Here is a 22960-nt window from a genome sequence, read left to right as displayed (position 1 = left end):
GGAGGAGGCTCCACCATGTTCCACGCAGCCGCGACGCCCGCCACCTCGGCCGCCGCCCCCCGTCCGTCCGTCACCGCCGGTCCCGCTGCTCCGGCCGAGTCTTCGGCCCCCGCCCCGGCGACGCGTCAGCTCGTCGCGACCGTCACCGGGCACGTCGACACCGCCGTCGCCGCGACCGCCCGGTTCCTCACGCGGTGGTCGGTGCCGGCCCTGCGCGTCGCGATCGGCCTGATCTTCCTCGGCTTCGGCGTCCTGAAGTTCGTGCCGGGCGGCAGCCCCGCCGAGACCATCGCCGCACGCACGGTCGAGACGCTCACGTTCGGCGTCGTCGGCGGCACCACGGCCGTCCTCCTCACGGCGGTCCTCGAGACCTTCATCGGCCTCTGCCTGATCACCGGCCGCTTCCTGAAGATCGGTCTGCTGGCGCTCGCCGTGGCGTTCGCCGGGATCCTGTCCCCGCTCGTCCTGTTCTTCGGCGAGCTCTTCGGCGACGGCATGACCCTCATGGGCCAGTACGTCCTCAAGGACGCTGTCCTCGTCGCCGGCGCGGCCGTCGTCGCGGCCGTCGCGCTGGGCGCGCGCCTGAAGCTCGAGGCATGACCGCAGCACCCCGACGCCGAGCCAGCGACCGAGCGAGCCCCGCGAGCCAGCCGCTCGAGCCGGCCGCCGAGAAGTGAGCTCCCGCCCCAGATCGTGCTGATCCCGGTGCGGAAGCTCACTTCCCGGCGGTCGCGGGAGGTGTGCCGGGTCAACCGGCCCGGAGATCGAGGGTCATGAACACGCTGTTCGGGTCGTCGGTGTAGTCGGCGAACGGCGGGCACCCGACGAACCCGTGCCGCGCGTACAGACGACGCGCCGGAGCGAAGTAGTCCTCGGCGCCGGTCTCCAGGCTCACCCGGTCCATCCCGCGGCGTCGTGCCTCGTCGAGCAGGAACGCCAGCACCGTCGCCGCGACCCCTCGTCCCCGCGCCGCCGCCGTCGTGCGCATCGACTTGAGCTCGCCGAGACCGCCCGCGTGCTCCTTGAGCGCACCGCACCCCAGCAGCAGACCGTCCGCCGAGCGCGCCGTGACGAACGTGATCTCCGGGACGCGCAGCCGTTCGACGTCGAGCGCGTGCACGCTCTCCGGCGGCGACGTCGCGAACATGTCGTCGAGGTGCTCCTGCAGCAGCGCGAGGACGTCGGGTGCCGACGGGTCCTCGACGGCGACGCGCACGTCGCCGCGGGTGGTCGTCTCGCTCACGGGACGAGGGTGCCACACACGTCCGTGCGGGAAGACGCGCCCTCGGGCCGCACGCTCCTCCCCACGACGGCCCCGGACCTCACGACCGGGCGTACTCCGCGAGCGTCACGCCGGACGCGAAGGTCTGCGTGCCGGTGTTCTCCCACCGCTCGGGCGCGTAGCCGCGCGCGTCGAACAGCGGTATCCCCGCTCCGAGCACCACGGGGTTGATCTTCAGCGCGAGCCGGTCGATCTCGTCGGCGAGCACCGCGGCGAGCACGCCCCCGCCGCACAGCCAGATCCCCTTGCCGTCCTCCTGCTTCAGCGCGCGGACCGTCTCCACCGGGTCGGAGTCCGTGAAGTGCACCCGCTCGCTCCCGGCAGGCGCCTCGTGCGCCCGGGAGAAGACGATCTGCCGCAGGTGCTCGTACGGGTTCGGCAGGTGGTGGTCGGGGAGGCCGACGGCGTAGGTGTTCCACCCCATGAGCACGGTGTCGAACGGGCTGTCGACGACCGAGAGGCCGGCCGCCTCGGCCAGCCGCGTCGGTGCGGTGCCGCGGAACCGCTCCCAGATCGGCCCCATGTGGTCGCCCTCGGAGAGGAAGGCGTCGAACTCACCGCCCGGACCGGCGATGTATCCGTCCAGGCTGACGGCGGCGTAGTAGGTCACTTCTCGCATCACGTCTCCAATGACTACAGGTGCAGTGGTTGGAGACTACAACAGGTGAAGTGGTTGGGCTATCGTCGGCGCATGGCGAAGAACACGGCCCGACGCAGTGCGCTGGCGGACGCGGGGATCGCCGTGCTCGCGCGCGAGGGGTCGCGCGGCCTGACGCATCGCGCGATCGACGACGAGGCCGGGGTTCCGACCGGGACGACGTCGAACTACTTCAGGAGCCGTGACGCGCTCGTCGCCGGGTTGTTCGAGCGCATCGGTGCTCGCCTCGCGCCCACGCCGGAGGACCTGGCCGGACGAGCAGCACAGCGGCCCAGTCGCGCGCTGTTCGCCGACTACCTGCGCGACATCGTGCGGCGGCTGTCCGCCGAACCTGACGTCACGCGAGCCCTGTTCGAGCTGCGCCTCGCCTCCGGGCGCCGGCCCGAGCTCGCCGCCGTGCTCGAGCCGTGGCTGCGCGCGGGGTTCGAGGCCGACGTCGAGTTCAACCGGTCGGCGGGCCTGCCCGGCGGGCGCCGGGAGATCGCCCTGTTCCACTACGCGATCGACGGGCTGCTCTTCGACCGGCTGACGACGCCGGTCGACCCCGAGATCCCGGTCGACGACGTCATCGACGCGCTCGTGGCAGGCCTGCTCCCTGCACGCTGAGGTCACCGGGCTCCCAGCCGTGCAGAGAGACGCGGCGGGCGTCGTGCGCACGACCGAGACCCGGGAGAGGTGAAGGTCGAGCGGGCGGTGCGGCGTCGGATGCGAAGGGCGTAGAGGCCGCGCTCCCCAGGCGGACGGCCGACCGCACGAGGCGACGGCGCGGCCAGCCCGAGCACCGACGCCGCACCGCACCGCCTGCGAACCCCACGACAGCACGTCTCCGCATCTGCGTGCCTACGATGGGATCTATGCCGCACTTTCGGATCCGTGACGCCGCCGCGCTGCTGGGCGTCAGCGACGACACCGTCCGCCGGTGGGTCGACGCCGGGGACCTCGCCGCGAGCGCCGACGACGCCGGGCGCAAGGTGGTCGACGGTGCGGAGCTCGCGCGGTTCGCCGTCGCCCAGTCGCACCCGACGCCCGACCCGTCGGGGGTCGCGCGGTCGGCGCGCAACCGGTTCGTGGGCATCGTCACGGGCGTCGTCAGCGACCAGGTCATGTCGCAGGTCGAGATGCTGTGCGGCGGGCAGCGCGTCGTGTCGCTCATGAGCACGGAGGCCGTGCGCGAGCTGCGGCTCGAGCCCGGGAGCCTCGCCGTCGCGGTGGTCAAGGCGACGACCGTCATCGTCGAGACCCCCGGCGGCGCCGGGTGAGCTCCGTCGCGCGCGGCACGGCCGTGCTGGGGTCGTTGGCGCTCGCGGTCGGCCTCACGGCGTGCGGCGCGGACGGGGAGCCGGGGGCACCGGAGGAGCGCACGCTCACCGTGCTCGCGGCGGCGTCGCTGCGCGACGTGTTCACCGACCTCGCGGCGGACTTCGAGGCCGAGCACGACGGCGTGACGGTGGCGCTGTCGTTCGCGGGGTCGGCGGACCTGGGCGACCAGGTCCTGGCGGGAGCACCCGCGGACGTCTTCGCGTCCGCCGACGAGCAGACCATGGACCGCGTCGTCGAGGCCGGGGACGCGAGCGACCCCGTGGCGTTCGCCACGAACACGCTGACGATCATCACGCCGCCCGGCAACCCCGCGGGCGTCGAGTCGTTCGCCGACCTCGCGCGCGACGACGTCACGGTGGTGGTGTGCGCACCCGAGGTCCCGTGCGGCCGCGCGACGGACACGGTCGCCGACGCCGCGGGCGTGACGGTCCACCGTGCGAGCGAGGAGGGCAGCGTCACCGACGTGCTCGGCAAGGTCGTCGCGGGCGAGGCCGACGCCGGCCTCGTCTACGTCACGGACGCGACCCTGGCGGGCGACGACGTCGAGGTCGTCGACGTGCCCGAGACGCACGCCGCCGTCAACACGTACCCGATCGCCGTCGTCGCGGCCGCCGCGGACACCGGGCCGGAGCAGGAGCGGCTCGCCCAGGCGTGGGTCGACCTCGTGACCGGCCGGGCCGGGCAGGCGGCGCTCGCCGACGCGGGCTTCGGCGCGCCGTGACCGTCGCCGTGACCAGCGCCGCGACCAGCGCCGCGACCAGACCGACGCCGGGTGGCCGCTGATGCGGTCGCTCCCGCGCTGGCTGCTCGTCCCGGCGGTGCTCGGCACGCTGTTCGTCGTCGTGCCGCTCGGGGCGATGGTCGCGCGCGTCGACGTCGCACCGGGTCCCGACGGCTCGGGCGGCCTCTGGTCGCTCGTCACGTCCCCGTCGGCGCTCGACGCGCTGTGGCTCTCGCTGCGGACGTCGCTCGCCGCCACGGCGTGCTGCGTGGTCGTCGGCGTCCCGATGGCGCTCGTCCTCGCCCGCACCTCGTTCCCCGGCCAGCGGGTCGCGCGGGCCCTGGTGCTGCTCCCGCTCGTGCTGCCGCCCGTGGTCGGCGGCATCGCGCTGCTGTACACGTTCGGGCGGCGCGGCCTGATCGGGCAGCACCTCGAGGTGCTGGGGATCGAGATCGCGTTCACGACGACGGCCGTGGTGCTCGCGCAGACCTTCGTCGCGCTCCCGTTCCTCGTGCTGAGCCTCGAGGGGGCGCTGCGCACCCAGGACACGAGGACCGAGGACGTCGCCGCGACGCTCGGCGCGCGCCCGACGACCGTGCTGCGCCGCGTCACGCTCCCCCGCGTGCTGCCCGCGCTGCTGTCGGGGTCCGTGCTCGCGTTCGCGCGGGCGCTCGGCGAGTTCGGCGCGACCATCACGTTCGCGGGCGCGCTGCAGGGCGTGACCCAGACCCTGCCCCTCGAGATCTACCTCCAGCGCAGCGCGGACCCCGACGCCGCGGTCGCGCTGTCGTTCGTGCTCGTCGTCGTGGCGGTGGTCGTCACCGCCGCGGTCCACGGTCCCCGCCTGCTCGACGGCGGGGGTCCCGGCCGTCCGGTGAGGCCGCGCCGCTCAGGTCCGGGGCCGGGCCGGGGGCGAGCCGGGGAACCAGCGGTGGCGGCGGTGCCGGATGCGAAGGGCGTAGGAGCCGCGCGCGGCCACGGACCGCCGGACGACCGAGGCGACGGCGCGGCCAGCCCGAGCGCCGGCAGCGCCCCCACCGCTCCGACACCCGCGGGCGTCCCCGGAGCGGACGGGCCAGCCGCCTCGCTCGCCGTCCGGGCCGTCGTGCCCGGCCGCGGGCTCGAGGTGGACCTCACGCTCACGCCCGGCGAGGTCGTCGCCGTGCTCGGCGAGAACGGGTCGGGGAAGTCGACGCTGCTCCAGGTGGTCGCCGGTCTTCTGCCTCCCGGTGTGGTCCGGTCGTCCCGCGTCATGATCGACGGCGCCGACGTCACGCGTGAGCCGCCGCGCGGCCGACGCGTCGCGTGGCTCAGCCAGCGACCGTTGCTGTTCGAGCACCTGTCCGTCGTCGGCAACGTCGCGTTCGGACCGCGCGCCCGGGGTGACGGGCGCGGGGCGGCCAACGCCACCGCGCTCGGCGTCCTCGCGCACGTCGGCGTCGACGACCTCGCAGCGCGCCGAGCGACCGACCTCTCCGGGGGGCAGGCGCAGCGCGTCTCGATCGCGCGCGCCCTCGCGACCGACCCGCGCGTCCTCCTGCTCGACGAGCCGCTCGCGTCGCTCGACGTGGGCGTCGCCCAGCACGTGCGCACCGTGCTGCACGACGCGCAGCGCAGCCGGCCGCGCACGACCCTGCTCGTGACCCACGACCTGCTCGACGTCCTCCTCCTGGCGGACCGCGCCGTCGTGCTGGAGGACGGTCGCGTCGTCGAGGACGGACCGGCGGCCGAGGTCCTCACGCGCCCGCGGTCCCGGTTCGCGGCCCGCCTCGCAGGCGTCAACCTGCTCGCGGGCGTGGTCTCGCACGTCACCGAGCCCGTGCCCGTCCCGGTGCGGTCCGTCGCAGCGACCGCCGAGCCGGGCGGCGACGCCGTCGAGCACGAGGCGGCGCTGTCCGTGGGCGGCGCGGGGACCGGCGTGCTGGGCACGGCGGGCGAACCGCTCGCCGTCGGCTCCGCGGCCGTCGCCGTCTTCGAGCCGCGCGCGGTCGCGGTCCACCGCGCGACGCCCGAGGGCAGCCCGCGCAACGCCTGGCACGTGGTCGTGACGAGCGTCGAGCCGCACGGCCCGCTCCTGCGGGTGTGGGCCAGGATCGAGACGGGCACCGCCGCACGCGACGTCGTGCCCGACGACGCCCCGCGGCTCGCGGCGGACCTCACGCCGCGCGCGCTGGCCGAGCTGCGCCTCGCCCCCGGCGAGCGCGCCTGGTTCGTCGTGAAGGCTGCGGAGGTCCGCCTCCACGGACGGTGACGGCCGTCAGGGTCGGTCGGGACGGTCGACACCGCCGAGGGCGCTGCGGACCTCGCCGACGAGCGCGGCCATCGCCGCCTCGGCGCGCTCCGCGTCCCCCTCGGCGACGGCGTGCGCGACGGCCTCGTGCTGGTCGAGCGCCTCGGGCACCGGCGACGCGGGCATGAGCCCGAGGTGCGTCCGCCCCGAGAGGACCGCGGCGACGACGTCCGCGAGCGCCCCGAACATCTCGTTGCCGCTCGACCGGAGCAGGAGCTCGTGCATGCGCACGTCGAGCGCGAGGAACTCCTCGAGGTCTCCGGCCTCGCCGAGCAGCCGCATGCGCGCGGCCGTCCCGACGAGCTCGTCGCGGACCTCCTGCGTGGCGTTCCGTGCCGCGCCCGCCGCGGCGAGCGGCTCGACGGCGTGGCGCAGCTCGGTGAGCGTGCGGAGCTGGGCGTCGCGCCCGGGACCCTCGAGGCGCCAGCGGATGACGCGCGGGTCGAGCACGTTCCAGGCGTCCATGCCGAGCACCACGATCCCGACGCGCCGCCCGGAGCGGACGAGGCCGAGCCCTTCGAGGAGGCGCATGACCTCCCGGGCGACCGTGCGGGAGACCCCGAACTCCGTCCCGATCGCGTCGAGCGTGAGCGGCGTGCCCGCGGCGACGTCGCCGCTGGTGATGCGGCGACCGAGAGAGTCGAGCACGGTGGTGTGCAGGACCGTCGTCGCCATGACGTCGAGCCTAGTGGCGACCATTGGTGTGATCAATCGCTTGCCAATGGTGTGATCAATGAGGCATCCTCGAACGCACGGCGCGACGGCCGCGCCGCGACACCGACGTCGACGGTCGACGTCGGTCCGAAAGGACCGGACAGGACCCCGCATGGACAGCACGGACCGCGAAGACGCACCCGGCACGCCGACGCAGGCGCCCGGCTCCACCGCAGCAGCACCCGAGCACCTCGTCGTCATGGGCGTGGCCGGCTCGGGCAAGACCACGGTCGCGACGCTCCTCGGCGACCACCTCGGCCTCACCTACGCCGAGGCCGACCAGTTCCACCCGCAGGCCAACATCGACAAGATGAGCGCGGGCACCCCGCTCACCGACGAGGACCGCTGGCCGTGGCTCGAGGCGATCCGCGACTGGCTGAGCAGCGAGGCCGACGCCGGCCGCTCCGGCGTCGTGACGTGCTCCGCGCTCCGGCGCTCGTACCGCGACCTGCTGCGCACCGCGCGCGGCCAGGTGTGCTTCGTGCACCTCGACGGGTCCCCCGAGCTCCTGGCCGAGCGCATGCAGCACCGCAGCGGGCACTTCATGCCGACGTCGCTCCTGCCGTCACAGCTCGCGACGCTCGAGCCCCTGACCGACGACGAGCGGGGCTTCCGGCTCGACATCGCCGCTCCGCCCGAGCAGCTCGTGGAGGAGATCCTGGCGCGCGCGCACCTGCGCGGCACCGCCGAGGCCCGCTGACGCGTCGTCCGCCACCCGGCGGACCCGCACGACCGGCAGACCCGCAGGACCAGTAGGACCCGTACCGAGACCACGCCCGGGGCCCAGCGCCCACCACCCGACCGTCGACGGAGACACCCATGCCCCCCGAGGACTGGACCCAGACCCTGACCGCGGGCCCGCTGCTCGCGATCGCCGCGGGCGCCATCGCGCTCCTGCTCTTCCTCATCATCAAGCTCAAGCTCCACGCCTTCCTGGCGCTGATCGTCGTCAGCCTGCTGACCGCGCTCGTCGCGGGGATCCCGACGGGCTCGGTCATCGAGGTGCTCACGGCGGGGTTCGGCACGACCCTCGCGACGGTCGCCCTGCTCGTCGGGCTCGGTGCGATGCTCGGCCGGCTCGTCGAGACGAGCGGCGGCGCCCAGGTCATGGCCGACTTCCTCATCGACAAGTTCGGCGAGAAGCGCGCACCGTTCGCGCTCGGCCTCGCGTCCCTCATCTTCGGGTTCCCGATCTTCTTCGACGCCGGCCTCGTCGTGATGCTGCCGATCGTCTTCTCGGTCGGCCGCAAGCTCGGCGGGTCGCTCCTGCTCTACGGGCTGCCGGTCGCGGGCGCCTTCTCGGTCATGCACATCTACGTGCCGCCGCACCCCGGGCCGGTCGCCGCGACGGAGTTCCTGGGCGCGAACATCGGCATCGTCATCCTCCTCGGCCTCGTCGTCGCCATCCCCACCTGGTACGTCACCAGCTACCTGTTCGGCCGGTACGTCGGCAAGCGCATCGACCTGCCGATCCCGGCGATCCTGGGCAAGGCCGACGAGGACCAGCTCGAGAACCCGCCGAAGTTCGCCACGGTCATCACGATCCTCCTGCTGCCGCTCGTCCTGATCTTCGCGAACACGGGCCTCGACGCCCTGGGTGCCGCGGGCGCCGTCGACCGCGAGAACCCGGGCGTGCTCGCCCTGCGGGCCATCGGCGCGACGCCCGTCGCGCTGCTCATCACCGTGCTCGTGGCCGCCTGGGTGCTCGGCAAGCGCCGCGGGGTGAGCGGGACGGCGCTCGAGAAGACCCTCGACTCCGCGCTCGGCCCGGTCTGCTCCGTCATCCTCATCACGGGCGCGGGCGGCATGTTCGGCGGGGTGCTCCGCGCGACCGGGATCGGGGACGCGCTCGCCGACGTGCTCGGCGACCTCGGCCTCCCCGTGATCGTCGCCGGGTTCCTCATCGCGACGATCCTGCGCGTGGCACAGGGCTCCGCGACCGTGGCCCTCACCACGGCGGCGGGGCTCATCGCGCCCGCGGTCGAGGCGGGGTCCTTCAACCCGGTGGAGCTCGCGGCCATCGTGCTCTCGGTCGCCGCCGGGTCCGTGGTCCTCAGCCACGTCAACGACTCCGGGTTCTGGCTCGTCGGCCGGTTCTTCGACATGGACGTCAAGACGACGCTGAAGACCTGGACCGTCATGGAGACGGCCATCGGCGTGATGGGCTTCGCCATCGCCGGACTGGTGTTCGTCGTCGCCTGACGGGACCGGATCCCCGGCGGTGGGTAGGTGGACTGACTACCGGTAGCAAGATAGCCTACCTACGTGACCCGTACCGTGCGGCAGCAGTGGCTCCACGGGCTTCTCGACGCGTGCCTCCTGTCCCTGCTCGACGAGAGCAGGGACTACGGACGAGGCCTCGTCGAGAGGCTCGTGCGGGCCGGGTTCGACGAGGTCCCGGGCGGGACGCTGTACCCGGCGCTCCTGCGCCTGGAGACGCAGGGCCTCGTGCGCACCGAGAAGGAGCCGTCCACCTCCGGTCCACCGCGCAAGTACTACGAGCTGACCGACGACGGCCGCGCGGCCGTCCGGGAACGCCGCGTGGCGTGGCGTCAGTTCCGCACCGCGGTGGACGCCGTCGTGACGCCCTCGGAGGCCGCGGCGACCCGGGACGGCGCGACGCCATGACGACGGCCGAGGAGTGGGCGAGGCAGCTGCGTGGCCGCCTGACCGACCTGGGGATCGGCGTCCGCCAGGCCGACGAGCTCGCCGAGGACGCCCTGTCCGAGTCCCGGGCCGCCGACGTCGAGCCGGCCTCGATGTACGGGCCCGCCGTCGCCTACGCCGGGACGCTGGCACAGGCCGCACGGTCCGGCTCCGCCGCCGCGGCGCCGCTGCCGCGCGTGCTCGGCCCCGTCGTCCTGCGGCTGCTGGGCGTGTCCAAGCGCTACCGGCGGCGACACGTCCTGCGCGACGTCGACCTCACCCTCCGGGCAGGCGAGGTGGCCGCGGTCGTGGGCGCCAACGGCTCCGGGAAGTCGACGCTGCTCAACATCTGCGCCGGGTCGACGAGGCCCTCGTCCGGGACGGTCGAGCGCACCGGGCGGATCGGGTACGCGCCGCAGCAGAACGGCGTCGCCCCTCTGCTGACACCCTCGGAGCACTTCCGGCTCTTCGGAGCAGCGCACCGGATGGACGCCCGGAGGTCGGTGGCGCTCGGTGAGCACCTCGCCGCCCGGCTGGGGTGGCGGGCGCGCAAGGACGGCGTCGTCGCGCAGCTGTCGGGTGGGACGCAGCAGAAGCTCAACGTCGTCCTCGGCGAGCTCGGGCGTCCCGACCTGATCCTGCTGGACGAGCCCTACCAGGGCTTCGACCAGGACTCGTACCTCGACCTCTGGGACCAGCTGTTCCGCTGGCGGGACGCCGGTGCGGGGGTCCTCGTCGTGACGCACCTGCTGCACGACCTGGACCGGGTCGACCACGTGCTCGAGCTGGCCCCGGTGGAGGAGACGTGATGCTCCTGACCGTCGCGACGACCAGCCTGCGCGAGATGAGCAGGCGCCGCGTCGCGCTGCTGCTCGTCCTCCTGCTCCCGCTGGTCTTCTACCTGGTCCGCCTCGACGTGCACTGGCAGGCGATCCGGTTCCTCGCCATCGGGATCGGCTGGGCGGTCGCGACGCTGTCGCTGTTCAGCCACGTCGGCTCACGCCACCTCGACCGGCGTCTCAGCGTCGTCGGCGCACGTCCCACCGCCCTCTTCTTCGGCCGGCAGCTCGCGCTGCTCGCCGTCGGGCTCGTCATGGCGGGTGTCTACTTCGGTCTCGTCACGCTCACCCAGGGCGACCTGCCACGTCTGGGCGGCGTCGCGCTGCTCCTGGCCACCACGGTGTGCGTCGCCGTGCCCCTGGGCGCGCTCGTCAGCCTGGTCATCACGCGCGAGCTCGAGGGGGCGCTCGCGCTGCTGTCGATCATGTCGCTCCAGCTCCTGGTCGACCCTGCGGGGTCGCTCGCCAGGCTCCTGCCGCTGTGGTCCACCCGGGAGCTGTCCGGCTATGCCATCGACGGCAGCACCGGCACCGACACCCTCGCCGCGGGTCTGGTCCACTTCGCCCTCGCCGCCACGCTCTGCGTCCTCGTCGCGTGGGTCGTGAGCATCGTGCGGCTCCGCCCCGCCGAGATCCGCCCTCCCTCGTGAGGGCGGGCCGGGCCGAGGTCGCACCCGGACGGTCACGTCGTCCGCCCCCGGCCGTATCCTGCACGACCGCACCGCGGAGACCGCCCGGGCGCGAGGCCCGGGCGGTCCCGTCACCCGGTGAGGTCAGCCCCGCTCGGTGAACACCGGGACGTACGCGTCCGGGTCGGCGAGCCACGGCTTGCGGCGCAGGCGTCGCATCACCAGCCCGACGAGCGTGAGCCCGCCGGCCATGAGCAGCAGACCGAGGTCGTCACCGCCGGCGCCCGTCGTCGCGAGAGCCGTCGGCCCCGACGCGGCGACCACCGGACCCGCCGCGCCGACCCCACCGGTCGTCACGGCACCGCTCCCCGAGCCGGTCGGGTACTGCACCCGGATCACCGTGCCGTCCGAGCCGCCCGTGCCTGTGGGGTCGGTCGGGTCCGTCGGGTCCGTCGGGTCCGTCGGGTCCGTCGGGTCGACCGGGTCCGTCGGGTCCGTCGGGTCCGTCGGGTCCGTCGGGTCGACCGGGTCCGTCGGGTCCGTCGGGTCCGTCGGGTCGGTGGGGTCCGTCGGGTCGGTCGGGTCGGTCGGGTCGACCGGGTCCGTCGGGACGACGGCGGCCGGGCAGGCGGCGGTCGCGTCGCCCAGGAGCCCCACGCCGATGCAGGAGACGTCGACCGGGACCGTCACCGGCACGTCGACGTCGAGGTCGGGCAGCGCGTCGACCAGACCGCCGTCGCCGACGACGCCGTCCAGCAGGCCGCCGTCACCGACCACCCCGTCCAGCAGACCGCCGGTGTCCCCACCGCCGACCAGGCCGTCGCCCAGCAGGTCGTCGACCAGACCGCCGTCACCGAGGACGCCGTCGAGGACACCGTCGGTACCGTCACCGTTCCCGAGGAGGTCGTCCACGAGGCCGCCCGCGCCGAGGAGGTCGTCGAGCAGGCCGTCGTCGTCGCCCATGGCACCGTCACCGCCCGTCCCCGGACCCGAACCCGAGCCGGAGCCGGAGCCGGAGCCCGAACCGACGGCCGCGTCGCCGACCACGCCGATCGCCACGTCGGACACGTCCACCGGGATCGTGACCGGTGCGTCGACGTCCACGTCGGACGAGGTGTCGTCGGTGGTCGTGCCGCCCGGTGCCGGGGTCTCGCCCGCGGCGCCCTCCGCCGGGGAGGTCACCACCGCGTCGCCCAGGACGCCGACCGCGACGCCCGACACGTCCACCGGCACGGTCACCGGCGCGTCGACGTCGACGGCCCCCGCGTCACCCTGCGCGGGCGGCGACGCGGGCGCGCCCGCTCCTCCGCCCGTCGCGGGCTGCGTCACGCTCGCGTCGCCGAGGACGCCGACCGCGACGCCGGACAGGTCCACGGGGATCGTGACCGGCGCGTCGACGTCCACGTCGGCGGGTCCGGCCGGCTGCTCGCCCGGGTCCGAGCCCTGCGGCGCAGGGGCCGGGACCGCGACGGCGGGGTCCGCCGACGAGGTCGCCGTCGCGTCACCGAGGACGCCGACCGCGACACCGGACACGTCGACCGGGACGGTCACCGGGACGTCGACGTCCACGCCGGGAGCTGCTGCGGCGGGTTCCGCCGGTGCGTCCTGCGACGGGGCGGGAGCCGGAGCCGCGGGCTCCGGTGCGGACTCCACCGCGGCGTCGCCGAGGACGCCCACGGCGACGCCGGAGACGTCCACCGGGACGGTCACCGGCACGTCCACGTCGATGCCCGCGGGCTCTGCCGCGGGTGCGGGTGGCGCCTCCGCTGCCGGTGCGGGGGCCGCCTCGGGTGCCGGGGCGGGGACCACGGTCGGGGCGACGCTCGCGTCGCCGACGACCCCCACCGCGACGTCGGACACGGAGATCGGCACGTCCACGGGGACGTCGACCGAGACGTCGGGCAGGACGTCCGCGACGTCGCTCGACGGAGCGTCGACCGAGACGTCGATCCCGAGATCGCCGAGGAGGTCGCCCTCGGCAGCGTGGGCCGCTCCGGCCCCGACGGCCAGCAGGCCGCCTGTGACGAGCGCTGTGCGCAGCGCACGCCGGACGAAGATGTGCATGGTGTGCTCTTTCCTGGTCTGAGGTGGTGGCGCTCGGTGCGCCGGGTCGCGTGCCGTGCTCGGGGCACGGCGCGACCGCCTCAGGCAGGAGAGACCGGGACCTCGAAGAAGGTCGACGGGTGGGCGGACCGCGCGTCGTCGACGACGACGGTCCAGGAGTCGGGGGCCGCCAGGGCCGCGTGGGCGCCGAGCGCCGCGTCGGCGCCGCCGCCGGCCGTGCGCGGAGTCGCGCTGCCCGACGGCGCGGGCGCGGTGCCGAGGGTCCCGTCCGCGGGACCGTGGTGCCCGCCGTCGGTCCCGGACGCGCCGGTCGGCGTCGCGACCGCGGCCTCCGGGAGGCCCTGGCGGGCGACGTCGGGCGTCACGGGCGAACCCGGCGCGGCGAACGCACCAGGGGCACCGTCCCCGCGCGCGGGCGACGCCGCCGCCACGCTCACGGGCACGGCGGCAGCCGTCGCTGCCGCAGGGGCGACGGAGGCGCCCGACGGCGGGGAGGTCGAGCCTGCCGGGGGCGCCGGCACGCCGGGGGTCCCCGGGCCGGCGCCACCGGGCCCCGGTGCCTGCGGCAGCAGCGGCGCGAGGGGGTCGACCGGTGCGAGGGGCCCGGTGATCGGGCCGAGGACCGGGTCGGTGATCGGAGCCAGCTCGTCGGTCACCGGCGCGAGCAGGTCGAGGACCGGCGTGGTCACGGGCGCCAGCGGGGCGGTCGCCGCCAGGACCGGGTCGAGGACCGGCGCGAGAGCGTCGACCACGGGGGTGACGACGTCGGTCACGGTGTCGAGGGCCGGCGTGGTGACGGGCTCGACCGCGCCGACGACCGGGCGGACGACGGGAGCGACGGGCTCCGTCACCGCCCCGACGACCGGGGCGACGGGCTCCACCACCTGCTCCACCACGGGAGCGACCGGCTGGGCCACGGCGTCGACGACGGGGGCGACGGGCTCCACCACCTGCTCCACCACGGGAGCCACGGGCTCGGCGACCGCCTCGACCACGGGGGTGACGGGCGCGGCGACGGGCGCCACGACGTCGTGCACCACGGGCTCGACGACGTGCTGCACGACCGGTGCGGCGACCGGGTCCACGACGTGCTCGACCACCGGCTCGACGACGGCCTGCACCGTCGAGGTCACGGGGTCGAGGACCCCGCCGAGGCCCAGCGGGTCACGGTCGGACGCGGCAGCACCTCCGGCGGTCGCGACGGTCAGGCCGAGGCCGACGCCCACGCCGCCGAGGGCCAGCAGGCCGCGCAGCGCCCAGCGGCGGACGCCGGAGCGTCTGCGCTGCTGAACCTGCGTCTCGTCCACGACCGTCCCCTGAGTCGATGCCACACGACCGGCCCGTCGCAGGACCGGTCCGGGCCACGGTAGGCAGAGGGACGCGTGTCCCACCACCCGACGCACCGGATTTCACCCGACCGTTGCCCCGAACACCCGTCCGAGGAGGTAGGTGGCGAGCGCCGCGCCGAACCCGATGGCGACCTGCCGCAGCGCCCGGGTCACGGGAGACGTGCCGGACAGGAGGCCCACCGTGGCGCCGGTGGCCAGGAGGGCGATCCCGACGAGCCCGGCCGCGACGGCGATCGCTGCCGCGCCGGTCAGGCCCAGCAGGTACGGCAGGACCGGGATGAGCGCGCCCGACGCGAAGAAGAGGAACGACGACACCGCCGCACCGATCGCCGTGCCGTGCGTCTCGTGCTCGTCGACCGCCGGAGCGGGCGCGATCTCCGTCTGCGCCGTGTAGGTCGAGAGCACCTCGGACGCGTGCGCCTCGGCCTCGCCCGCCGTCATGCCGCGCGCCCGGTAGACCAGCGCGAGCTCGTTCGCGTCGACGTCGAGGTCGGGCAGCGCGGCAGACGCGTGCGGGCTCGGCGTCGACGCGTCGAGGAGCTCGCGCTGCGAGCGCACCGACACGTACTCGCCCGCACCCATCGACAGCGCTCCGGCGAGGAGCCCGGCGAGCCCGGAGAGCAGGACCGTCTGGTTCGATGCGCCCGACGCCCCGATGCCGAGGATCAGGGCGAGGTTGGACACGAGCCCGTCGTTGGCCCCGAACACGGCGGCGCGGAACGTCCCCGACATGCGGTTCCGCCCCCGGGTCGCGAGTCCGCGCACGACCTCCTCGTGGATGCGCTCGTCCGCGGCCATCCTCGCCGTCGCGTCCGCGTCGGTCTCGTACGCCGAGCGCGCCTCGGCCCGCTGCGCGAGCGCGAGGACGAACACGCCACCGAAGCGCCGTGCGAGCCAGCCCAGGCTCCGGCTGCGCCAGTCGCCGCGCAGCGGCCGCCCGACGTCCGTGCCGAGGAGGTCGAGCCAGTGCTGCTCGTGGCGGCCCTCGGCGTCGGCCAGGGCGAGGAGGATCTCGCGCTCCTCGCCGCTGCGCCGGCTCGCGAGGTCGCGGTACGACGCCGCCTCCGCGCGCTCGTCGGCGAGATACCGGCGCCAGCGGCGCACGTCGCGCGCGCTCCGGCCGCGGTCCGCGACCGGGCTCGCGGGCGCGCCGGAGGGAGGTTCGGGGGTGGAGGCCATGCCTCCATGATGGCGATTCTGCCCGCCGCGGTGTTTCGCCTCCCCGAACGCGAGGACGGGGGCGCCCGGCGGGCGTCGTCCGTGGTTGGATCGACGACATGACCACACAGCCTGAACGCCCCGAGATCGACGCGCCCGAAGGGCCCGCACCCACCGAGCTCGTCGTCGAGGACGTCGTCGTCGGCGACGGACCCGAGGCCACCCCCGGCTCGACCGTCGACGTCCACTACCTCGGCGTCGAGTACGAGACCGGCGACGAGTTCGACGCGTCGTGGAACCGCGGGCAGTCGATCAACTTCCCGCTGCGCAGCCTCATCGCGGGCTGGCAGCAGGGCATCCCCGGCATGAAGGTCGGCGGGCGCCGCAAGCTCGTCGTGCCGCCGGAGCTCGCCTACGGCCCGGCCGGCGGCGGCCACCGCCTGTCCGGCAAGACGCTGATCTTCGTCATCGACCTGCTCGGCGTCTCCTGACCCACCGGGGTGGGGCCCCGGTCGCGACCGGGGCCCTACCCCGCGGCCCTCCCGCACGGGACGAGCGCGGCGTCGGCGTCCGCCGGCCGCACCGCCGCCGCGGGTGCCGGCGCGCGGCCGGCCGCGACCAGCCGGACCACCGCGTCGACGACGACGCCGAGGAGCACCCCACCGGCGACGCCGACGACCACGGCGAGGAGCGGGCTGTCGCCCAGCCACGCGGCCGCGAGCGTGCCGATCGCGACGGAGTACGCGGCCCACAGGCCGGACGCCACCGCCGAGAGCAGCATGAAGCGCCGTCGGGAGAACCCCACGGCACCGGCGGTGACGTTGACGGCCGTCCGCCCGACGGGCACGAACCGCGCGGCGAGCACGACCGACGCCCCGCGGCGGTCGAGCGCCCGCGTCGCCCAGCCCACGGCGCGCTGCCCGCGACCCCCGCGCAGGACCGGCAGGGCACGGGTCCCCAGCGCGCGGCCGAGCGCGAACGCGAGCTGGTCGCCGCACCACGCGCCGAGCGCCGCGACCAGCAGGACGAGACCCCAGGCGACGCCGCCGCCGGACTGGGCCCCGACCGCGAGCATGACGATGACGGTCTCGCCCGGCACCGGCGGGAAGAACCCGTCGGCGGCGGTCGTCGCGAAGAGCGTCGGCAGCGCCCAGACGGAGTCGACGAGCGCGAGCAACCACGACTCGACCTGTCCCCACAGCTCCCCCACCCACGTGACCATGTCACCCAGCCTCGGCGACGCGACCACCGCACCACCATGGGGTATCCCCCCGGTTCTCCCCTGAGGCGACCCCGAGCCGCCGGCAGGACGGACACGTGCACGACGACGCCCGGGGACGGGAGACAATGTGCCCCGACGCATTCGCCTCCCCGCACCGCGGCCTGCGGCCGGGGACGTCCGTGATCGAGGAGCACAGTGGATCGAGGAGCGCAGTGATCACTGTCAGCACCGACGGCTCGTGCCTGGTCAACCCCGGCGGGGCGATCGGGTGGGCGTGGATCAACCACGACGGGTCGTTCGACTCCGGCGGTGCCGTGAGCGGGACCAACCAGGTCGCGGAGCTCACGGCCCTGCTCCAGGCCGTCCGGTCGCACCCGGGCGCGGAGCCGCTGCTCATCGAGTCCGACTCCCAGTACGCGATCAAGTGCGCGTCGGAGTGGGTCGTCGCGTGGAAGCGCAAGGGCTGGCGGACCGCGGGCGGCCAGCCCGTGAAGAACCTCGAGCTCGTCCAGGCCATCGACCGGGCGATCACCGAGCGCGCCGGACCCGTGCGGTTCCGCTGGGTCCGCGGCCACGTGGGCGACCCGTTCAACGAGCGGGCGGACCAGCTCGCCGGCCTCGCCGCCCAGGACTGGGCCGCCGGTCGCGGCGACCTGGACGGCACGCTCGTGCCCGAGCTCGGCGACCCCACCGGGTCGCCCGTGCGCCCGGCTCCCTCGGCCGTGCCGGCCGCGACGAAGGCCGGCGCCACGCCGCCCGACTGGGGCATGGACACGCTCTTCGACTGACCGGCGACTGACCGGCGACTGACCGGCGACTGACCGGCGGACCGGCCGAGAACGACCTCACGGTCGCCGAACCGGCGGAGACGACCTCCAGGTCGTGCTCGGCGGCGGGCGACGTCGTGGTCGGCGTCGGGCGTCGGGGGCGGCGTCGGGCGTCGGGGGCGGGTGCGACCATGGGACGGTGACCGTCGCGCCGAGCACGGGCCTGGAGCCCGCCGAGCACGGGCCCGTCGACCGTGCTCGCCCGGATCCGGTGGCCGACCCCGTGCTCGCCGCGGACGAGCCGCGCGCCCGGCGCCTCACGTCCGACCGGCCGCTCGACCTCCGGCTCACGCTCGCCCGGCTCGTGCGCGGTCCGTACGACCCGACCTTCCGCGTGTCGGCGTCCGGCGAGGTCTGGCGGACGAGCCGCCTCGCGTCCGGCCCGGTCACGTGCCGCCTCGCGCAGGCCGGCCCCACCGCCGTCGCCTGCCACGCGTGGGGCCCCGGGGCCGAGGAGGCGCTCGACGGCCTCCCGCACCTGCTCGGCGAGCACGACGACGCCACCGGGTTCGTCCCGCCGCCCTCGCTCGGGGACGTCCACCGCCGGGCGGCCGGGCTGCGCGTGCCCCGGACCGGCCGGGTGCTCGAGGCGCTCGTCCCCGCGATCCTCGAGCAGCGCGTGCAGACCGTCGCCGCGTGGCGTTCCTGGATCTCGCTCGTGCGCCGCTACGGCGAGCCGGCCCCGGGACCGGCCGGCGGCGTGGGGATGCTCGTCGTGCCCGACGCCGCGACCTGGGCGGGCATCCCCAGCTGGGACTGGCACCTGGCCGGGGTGGACCCGGGGCGCGCGCGCACCGTCCGGGCGGCGGCACGCCTCGCGCGACGGCTCGAGGAGTGCGCGGACGTGCTCGACGCGCAGGGAGCGCCCGCCGCCCACGCTCGCCTCCGGCTCGTCCCGGGCGTCGGCGTGTGGACCGCGGCCGAGGTCGCCCAGCGCGCGCTCGGGGACGCCGACGCGGTGTCCGTCGGCGACTACCACCTGTCGAAGGCGGTGGGGTGGGCACTGGTCGGCGAGCGCGTGGACGACGAGCGCATGCTCGAGCTCCTGGCGCCCTACGCGCCGCACCGCTACCGCGTCGTGCGGCTGCTCGAGATCTCGGGCAGGGCACGTCCGCCACGCCGTGGACCGAAGCTCTCGATCCAGGACCACCGGCGGAACTGACCGACCCACCCGAGCCGCTGAGTGCATGAAATAGTCGCCGGAATCAGTCGATCCGGCGACTATTTCATGCACTCACGGTCACTCGGGGAGGGCGCACACCCCGTCGACGCACGCGCCGGCGTCGTCGGAGCCCACCATCGTGAACGACGGCGCGGCCTCGTGCTGGGGCGCCGCCGCCTCGGCCGCGGAGACGGACACGAGCGTCGTGCGGCGCGGGTTGGCGAGGGAGTGGAAGAGCGTGGTGTCGGTCATCGGGAGATCCTCCTCGTGGGATTCACGGGCTCCGGTGCACGCGGTAGTCGGTGCCGGCAGCGGTGCTGGCTTCGTCCCAGTGTCGGTGATACCGCGTCTCGGCTCCACCGCACCGGCTGTGACGTGCGTCGCTCCGTCGCAGGCGCGTCAGGCTGCGGCACCCTCGGCGGCCGCCTGCTCGAGCACCTGGACGAAGACGGCCGGGTCCTGGGCACCTGAGACTCCGTACCGTCCGTTGACGACGAAGAACGGGACGCCGTTGATGCCGTAGGCGCGGGCCTGCTCGATGTCGGCCTGCACGTCGTCCGCGTAGCGGCCGTCCTCGAGCGCGGCCACGGTCTCGTCGCGGTCGAGGCCGATCTCGGCGGCGAGGTCGGCCAGGACCTCGACGCGGCCGACGTGCCGCCCCTCCTCGAAGTAGGCCTTGAGCAGGCGCTCCTTCATCTCGACCTGCCTGCCGTGCGCCTTCGCGTGGTGCAGCAGCTCGTGGGCGGTGAGCGTCTTCGTGTGCTGGAGGGCGTCGAAGTCGTACGCGAGCCCCTCCGCCGCGGCGAGCTGGGTCATCTGACCGAGCATCTGCTCGACCTGCTCGCGCGGCATGCCCTTGTGCCCGGAGAGGAAGTCGACCTCCGTGCCGTCGAAGTCGACGGGGGTGTCCGGGGCGAGCTCGAATGAGTGGTACTCGATCTCGACGCGCGATGCGAAGCCGCTCTCCTCGAGGCGACCCAGCGCCGTCTCGAGGCGCCGCTTGCCCACGTAGCACCACGGGCATGCCACGTCGGACCAGATGTCGATCTTCACCGTCGAGGGGTTCTGCGTCATGTGACGGTTCAACCGTGTGCCGGGCTCACCGATTCCCCGGGTCCGCTGTGACGTGCGACGCCCGGTACAGGTCCTGCAGCACCATGATCTCCGCGCCGTGGTGGATCAGCTCGCGGTTCATGTGCGCGACGAGGTGGGCGAACGGGGACTGCGCGTCGATCTCCGTCGCCTGGCTGAGCCCCACGGTGAACACCTCGTCGTCGGGCAGCGCCTCCACGTCGGCACGCCAGCGCTCGACCACGCCGCGCAGTCCGTCGACGGCGGGCCCGACCTCGCCCGAGAACGGCACCGTGTCGCGCCGTCGCTCGTGGCCGCCGAACGTCCACTCCCAGCGCTCGAGGAACCCCTCGGTCAGGTGCGCGACGAGCCACGCGATCGTGCGGGGCTGCGGCGACTCCGGACCGGCCGGCCACTCCATGACCCACTCCCCCGGCCCGAGCGTGCGGGGCGTGCGCTCCTCGCCGCGCCGCACCACCCGCAGCGCGTCCGGGCCTGGCTCCCACTCGAGCTCGGCCTGCGTCACCGTCGCCAGCCGGTCCGCGAGCACGAGCCACGAGAAGCCGAGCTGGCCCGTGACGACCGCGGACGCCGTCGGCACGGAGAGCACCGACCAGTCGAACTCGGGGCTGCCGTAGACCTGCTCCTCCGCACTTCCGGCGCTGTGGCCGGGCCCGTCCTCGTCCGCGTGCGCCATCGCCGCCTCCTCGCCGTGGACCGTCTGTCCCGGGTGACACTAGGACGACCTGCCCACACCGGTACGCCGCCCAGCCGGCACGCCACCGAACCGACCGGAGAACCACCGTGCGCCTGCGCCCCCGCACCGTCCTGCTCGTCGCCACCGGGGTCGCCGTCGTGCTCCTCGTCGCGCTCGTCGGCTTCCTCGCGGTCAACGGGGTCGACGGCGTCGCCGGCTGACGGCGACCGGGACCGGGCCGACGCGCCGCCGCCCGCCGCGCGCCGTCGGTGCCGGCGAGGGATCCTGCTGGGAGGCCCGAGGCCCTCGGACCGCGAGCAGGAAGGCGTCCCGTGACCGCGAACGACACCGCACCCGACCCGCAGCTCGTGCTCGTCCGGCACGGGGAGACCGAGTGGAGCGCGACCGGCAAGCACACCGGACGCAGCGACATCCCGCTCACGGTCGCGGGCGAGCAGCAGGCCGTCGCGGCCGGCGTGTGGCTGCAGAGGTGGGCCGACGAGCGCGGGCGACGCCCCGCCGTCGTGCTCGCCAGCCCGCGCCAGCGCGCGCGCCGCACGGCGGACCTCGCGGGGTTCGCCGACGTGCCGACGGACGACGACCTCGTCGAGTGGGACTACGGGCCGGTGGAGGGCCGCACGACGCGCGAGATCTCCGCCGAGCTGGGGCGCGACTGGCTCGTCTTCCGCGACGGGGTCAACGTGCTGTCGTCGCCCGACCGGCACCGGGGCGAGGCGCTCGACGACGTGGCCGCCCGCTGCGCCCGGGTCCTCGCCCGGGTCGAGCCGACCCTGCGCGACGGCGGCGACGTCGTCCTCTTCGCGCACGGGCACGTCCTGCGCGTGCTGGCCACGGTGTGGCTCGGCGTCGACCCCGCTCTCGGCGCCCGGCTCGAGCTCGGCACGGCGACGATCTGCCTGCTCGGGTACGGGCACGGGCTGCGCACGATCGAGGGCTGGAACCTGCCCGCGACCTGAGGTGGCACGATGCTCCCCATGGGACTGAGCGAGAAGCATCTCACCGAGGGCGAGCACGTCGTCATGGAGCTCAAGGAGCACGCGAAGGCGCTGTTCTGGCCGCTCGTCCTGCTGGCTCTCCTCGTCGCGGCGGTCGTCGTCGCGGTCGTCCTCGTCCCGGACGCGGTCGTGCGGTGGGTGGTCGTCGGGGTCGCGCTCGTCGCGGCCGTCATCTGGGTCTTCGTGCCGTGGCTGCGCTGGCGCACCACCGAGTACACCGTGACCAACAAGCGCATCTCGCTGCGCAGCGGGATCGTCACGCGCACCGGCCGGGACATCCCGCTCTACCGCATCAACGACGTCAACTACGAGAAGGGGCCGATCGACCGGCTCTTCGGGTGCGGGACGCTCGTCATCTCCGACGCCACCGACAAGCCGGGGCTCGAGCTGCACGACGTCCCCGACGTCGAGAACGTCCAGGTCCGCCTGCACGACCTCCTCTTCAGCGCCGACGACGGCTCGGACGACGGCGAGTGGCCGCCGAACGAGCCGCCGCGCGGCCCGCGCGGGCCGCGCGCTCCCCGCATCCCCCGCGCCGAGCACGGCTGACCGGCGGAGCGGTCCCGGTCAGTCCTCGACGCCGTGCCCCGCGGCGATCTCGGCGCGCTCGCGCATCTCGTCCGTGAGGGTCGTGTCGCCGCCGAGGTGCGCGGCGAGCAGGCGCCGCGCGACGTCGGCCGCGCGCTCGGGGTCCGCGCCCCGGCCGGTCCACGCGCCGAACCAGTCGGTGAGCGTGACGCCGTGCTCGGGCCGGTAGCAGACGGTCACCGCGTCGCCCGCGCGGAGCTCGCCCGACCGCACGACCCGCAGGTACGCGCCGGTGCGGTTGGCCGCCGCGAACCTCTTGACCCACCGCTCCTCGCCGAGGTGCCGCGCGAACGTCGCGCAGGGCGTCCGCGGCTGGGTCACCTCGAGCAGCGCCGTGCCCACCGACCACCGCTCGCCCACGACGGCTGAGCTCACGGGGATGCCGTCCACGCGCAGGTTCTCGCCGAACAGCCCGGGCGTCACCTCGCGCCCGAGCTCGCCGGCCCACCACGCGGCGTCGTCCTGCCCGTACGCGTACACGGCCTGGTCCTCCCCGCCGTGGTTCGCGCGGTCCGCCTGCAGGTCCGCGTAGAGGCCGAGGCGGCGCACCTTGACCGGGCCGTCGACGGGGCGCTTGTCGATGGCCGTGACGCCGACGGGCCCGGCGTCGGGCAGGAGCGCGTGCACGCGGCACACCGCGAGCAGCGCGCCCGTCGGTGCGGACGACGCGAGATCGGTCACAGGGGCGGTGGTCGCGGTGCTCATCC

Annotated in this window: 26 protein-coding genes and 1 pseudogene; 16 read left to right on the top strand and 11 right to left on the bottom strand. The window is 75.0% G+C overall.

Going from position 1 to position 22960, the window contains the following annotated elements; genetic code table 11:
• The first annotated feature begins 15 nt into the window (after positions 1-15).
• Positions 16-600 (top strand): DoxX family protein, encoded by a 585-nt coding sequence (locus tag ACWPWV_RS09300; RefSeq protein WP_454042638.1) that lies wholly within the window; start codon positions 16-18, stop codon positions 598-600.
• A gap of 148 nt (positions 601-748) precedes the next feature.
• Here the strand turns inward: ACWPWV_RS09300 and ACWPWV_RS09295 are convergent, their stop codons facing one another.
• Together ACWPWV_RS09295 and ACWPWV_RS09290 are read right to left on the bottom strand one after the other, a co-directional pair.
• Positions 749-1243 (bottom strand): GNAT family N-acetyltransferase, encoded by a 495-nt coding sequence (locus tag ACWPWV_RS09295; RefSeq protein ID WP_454042637.1) that lies wholly within the window; start codon positions 1241-1243, stop codon positions 749-751.
• Between the two features lie 79 nt (positions 1244-1322).
• Complete coding sequence (locus tag ACWPWV_RS09290; RefSeq protein WP_454042636.1) at positions 1323-1901, bottom strand: dihydrofolate reductase family protein; 579 nt, start codon at positions 1899-1901, stop codon at positions 1323-1325.
• Positions 1902-1973: 72 nt separating this feature from the next.
• Between ACWPWV_RS09290 and ACWPWV_RS09285 the strand changes: the two genes are divergently transcribed.
• The 5 genes and pseudogenes from ACWPWV_RS09285 (at position 1974) to ACWPWV_RS09265 (ending at position 6232) form a co-directional block, all read left to right on the top strand.
• The gene (locus ACWPWV_RS09285; RefSeq protein ID WP_454042635.1) at positions 1974-2546 is read left to right on the top strand and encodes a TetR/AcrR family transcriptional regulator; all 573 of its coding nucleotides are present in this window, start codon (positions 1974-1976) and stop codon (positions 2544-2546) included.
• Between the two features lie 248 nt (positions 2547-2794).
• Complete coding sequence (locus tag ACWPWV_RS09280; RefSeq protein WP_454042634.1) at positions 2795-3199, top strand: TOBE domain-containing protein; 405 nt, start codon at positions 2795-2797, stop codon at positions 3197-3199.
• Positions 3196-3981, top strand: a complete 786-nt coding sequence (gene modA / locus ACWPWV_RS09275; RefSeq protein WP_454042633.1) for a molybdate ABC transporter substrate-binding protein — start codon at positions 3196-3198, stop codon at positions 3979-3981. The genes ACWPWV_RS09280 and modA overlap by 4 nt, the downstream gene beginning before the upstream one ends.
• Before the next feature lie 61 nt (positions 3982-4042).
• Positions 4043-4831, top strand: a pseudogene (locus ACWPWV_RS09270) (ABC transporter permease); the annotation flags it as partial.
• Between the two features lie 24 nt (positions 4832-4855).
• The gene (locus ACWPWV_RS09265; RefSeq protein ID WP_454042843.1) at positions 4856-6232 is read left to right on the top strand and encodes a sulfate/molybdate ABC transporter ATP-binding protein; all 1377 of its coding nucleotides are present in this window, start codon (positions 4856-4858) and stop codon (positions 6230-6232) included.
• A gap of 6 nt (positions 6233-6238) precedes the next feature.
• On the opposite strand, the gene ACWPWV_RS09260 is transcribed toward ACWPWV_RS09265, so the two are convergent.
• A complete protein-coding gene (locus ACWPWV_RS09260; protein WP_454042632.1) occupies positions 6239-6946 on the bottom strand; it encodes a FadR/GntR family transcriptional regulator in 708 nt (235 codons plus the stop codon).
• 151 nt (positions 6947-7097) lie between these two features.
• Between ACWPWV_RS09260 and ACWPWV_RS09255 the strand changes: the two genes are divergently transcribed.
• The 5 genes from ACWPWV_RS09255 (at position 7098) to ACWPWV_RS09235 (ending at position 11120) form a co-directional block, all read left to right on the top strand.
• Positions 7098-7685, top strand: coding sequence for a gluconokinase (locus tag ACWPWV_RS09255; RefSeq protein WP_454042631.1), 588 nt, complete (start codon positions 7098-7100; stop codon positions 7683-7685).
• A gap of 119 nt (positions 7686-7804) precedes the next feature.
• Positions 7805-9187, top strand: a complete 1383-nt coding sequence (locus ACWPWV_RS09250; RefSeq protein WP_454042630.1) for a GntP family permease — start codon at positions 7805-7807, stop codon at positions 9185-9187.
• Between the two features lie 63 nt (positions 9188-9250).
• Positions 9251-9613 carry a PadR family transcriptional regulator gene (locus ACWPWV_RS09245; RefSeq protein WP_454042629.1) on the top strand — a complete coding sequence of 121 codons (363 nt, stop codon included), beginning with the start codon at positions 9251-9253 and terminating at the stop codon, positions 9611-9613.
• Entirely contained in the window at positions 9610-10440 is an 831-nt protein-coding gene (locus ACWPWV_RS09240; protein ID WP_454042628.1) for an ATP-binding cassette domain-containing protein, read from the top strand. The genes ACWPWV_RS09245 and ACWPWV_RS09240 overlap by 4 nt, the downstream gene beginning before the upstream one ends.
• On the top strand, positions 10440-11120 hold the full coding sequence (locus ACWPWV_RS09235) for a hypothetical protein (RefSeq protein ID WP_454042627.1): 681 nt from the start codon (positions 10440-10442) through the stop codon (positions 11118-11120). The genes ACWPWV_RS09240 and ACWPWV_RS09235 overlap by 1 nt, the downstream gene beginning before the upstream one ends.
• Positions 11121-11243: 123 nt before the next feature.
• On the opposite strand, the gene ACWPWV_RS09230 is transcribed toward ACWPWV_RS09235, so the two are convergent.
• The 3 genes from ACWPWV_RS09230 to ACWPWV_RS09220 form a co-directional block, all read right to left on the bottom strand.
• Positions 11244-13163: a hypothetical protein gene (locus ACWPWV_RS09230; protein ID WP_454042626.1), complete on the bottom strand. Its 1920-nt coding sequence runs from the start codon at positions 13161-13163 to the stop codon at positions 11244-11246.
• Positions 13164-13243: 80 nt separating this feature from the next.
• Entirely contained in the window at positions 13244-14470 is a 1227-nt protein-coding gene (locus ACWPWV_RS09225; RefSeq protein WP_454042625.1) for a hypothetical protein, read from the bottom strand.
• Positions 14471-14572: 102 nt separating this feature from the next.
• Positions 14573-15691 (bottom strand): VIT1/CCC1 transporter family protein, encoded by a 1119-nt coding sequence (locus ACWPWV_RS09220; RefSeq protein ID WP_454042624.1) that lies wholly within the window; start codon positions 15689-15691, stop codon positions 14573-14575.
• A gap of 98 nt (positions 15692-15789) precedes the next feature.
• Here ACWPWV_RS09220 and ACWPWV_RS09215 point away from each other — a divergent pair, with 98 nt between their 5' ends.
• The gene (locus ACWPWV_RS09215) at positions 15790-16161 is read left to right on the top strand and encodes an FKBP-type peptidyl-prolyl cis-trans isomerase (RefSeq protein WP_251149833.1); all 372 of its coding nucleotides are present in this window, start codon (positions 15790-15792) and stop codon (positions 16159-16161) included.
• A 35-nt stretch (positions 16162-16196) separates the two neighbouring features.
• On the opposite strand, the gene ACWPWV_RS09210 is transcribed toward ACWPWV_RS09215, so the two are convergent.
• On the bottom strand, positions 16197-16892 hold the full coding sequence (locus ACWPWV_RS09210) for a DedA family protein (protein ID WP_454042623.1): 696 nt from the start codon (positions 16890-16892) through the stop codon (positions 16197-16199).
• Positions 16893-17104: 212 nt separating this feature from the next.
• On the opposite strand from ACWPWV_RS09210, the gene ACWPWV_RS09205 reads away from it, so the two are divergent.
• On the top strand, positions 17105-17680 hold the full coding sequence (locus tag ACWPWV_RS09205; protein ID WP_454042622.1) for a ribonuclease H family protein: 576 nt from the start codon (positions 17105-17107) through the stop codon (positions 17678-17680).
• Between the two features lie 178 nt (positions 17681-17858).
• Entirely contained in the window at positions 17859-18881 is a 1023-nt protein-coding gene (locus ACWPWV_RS09200; protein ID WP_454042621.1) for a DNA-3-methyladenine glycosylase family protein, read from the top strand.
• 78 nt (positions 18882-18959) lie between these two features.
• Here the strand turns inward: ACWPWV_RS09200 and ACWPWV_RS09195 are convergent, their stop codons facing one another.
• From ACWPWV_RS09195 to ACWPWV_RS09185, 3 genes are all read right to left on the bottom strand, one after another.
• Positions 18960-19133 carry a hypothetical protein gene (locus ACWPWV_RS09195; RefSeq protein ID WP_454042620.1) on the bottom strand — a complete coding sequence of 58 codons (174 nt, stop codon included), beginning with the start codon at positions 19131-19133 and terminating at the stop codon, positions 18960-18962.
• 147 nt (positions 19134-19280) lie between these two features.
• On the bottom strand, positions 19281-19955 hold the full coding sequence (locus ACWPWV_RS09190) for a DsbA family oxidoreductase (protein WP_454042619.1): 675 nt from the start codon (positions 19953-19955) through the stop codon (positions 19281-19283).
• 25 nt (positions 19956-19980) lie between these two features.
• Positions 19981-20649: a DinB family protein gene (locus ACWPWV_RS09185; protein ID WP_454042618.1), complete on the bottom strand. Its 669-nt coding sequence runs from the start codon at positions 20647-20649 to the stop codon at positions 19981-19983.
• A 332-nt stretch (positions 20650-20981) separates the two neighbouring features.
• Here ACWPWV_RS09185 and ACWPWV_RS09180 point away from each other — a divergent pair, with 332 nt between their 5' ends.
• Both ACWPWV_RS09180 and ACWPWV_RS09175 read left to right on the top strand, forming a co-directional pair.
• Complete coding sequence (locus tag ACWPWV_RS09180) at positions 20982-21626, top strand: histidine phosphatase family protein (protein WP_454042617.1); 645 nt, start codon at positions 20982-20984, stop codon at positions 21624-21626.
• A gap of 18 nt (positions 21627-21644) precedes the next feature.
• Complete coding sequence (locus ACWPWV_RS09175; RefSeq protein ID WP_454042616.1) at positions 21645-22214, top strand: PH domain-containing protein; 570 nt, start codon at positions 21645-21647, stop codon at positions 22212-22214.
• 18 nt (positions 22215-22232) lie between these two features.
• Here ACWPWV_RS09175 and ACWPWV_RS09170 read toward each other — a convergent pair whose 3' ends face one another.
• A complete protein-coding gene (locus ACWPWV_RS09170; RefSeq protein WP_454042615.1) occupies positions 22233-22958 on the bottom strand; it encodes an MOSC domain-containing protein in 726 nt (241 codons plus the stop codon).
• Positions 22959-22960 lie beyond the last annotated feature (2 nt).

The sequence above is a fragment of the Cellulosimicrobium sp. Marseille-Q8652 genome (assembly GCF_965112045.1).
The sequence above is the reverse complement of the archived record's forward strand: the minus strand, read 5'-3'. Positions and strand labels throughout refer to the sequence as shown.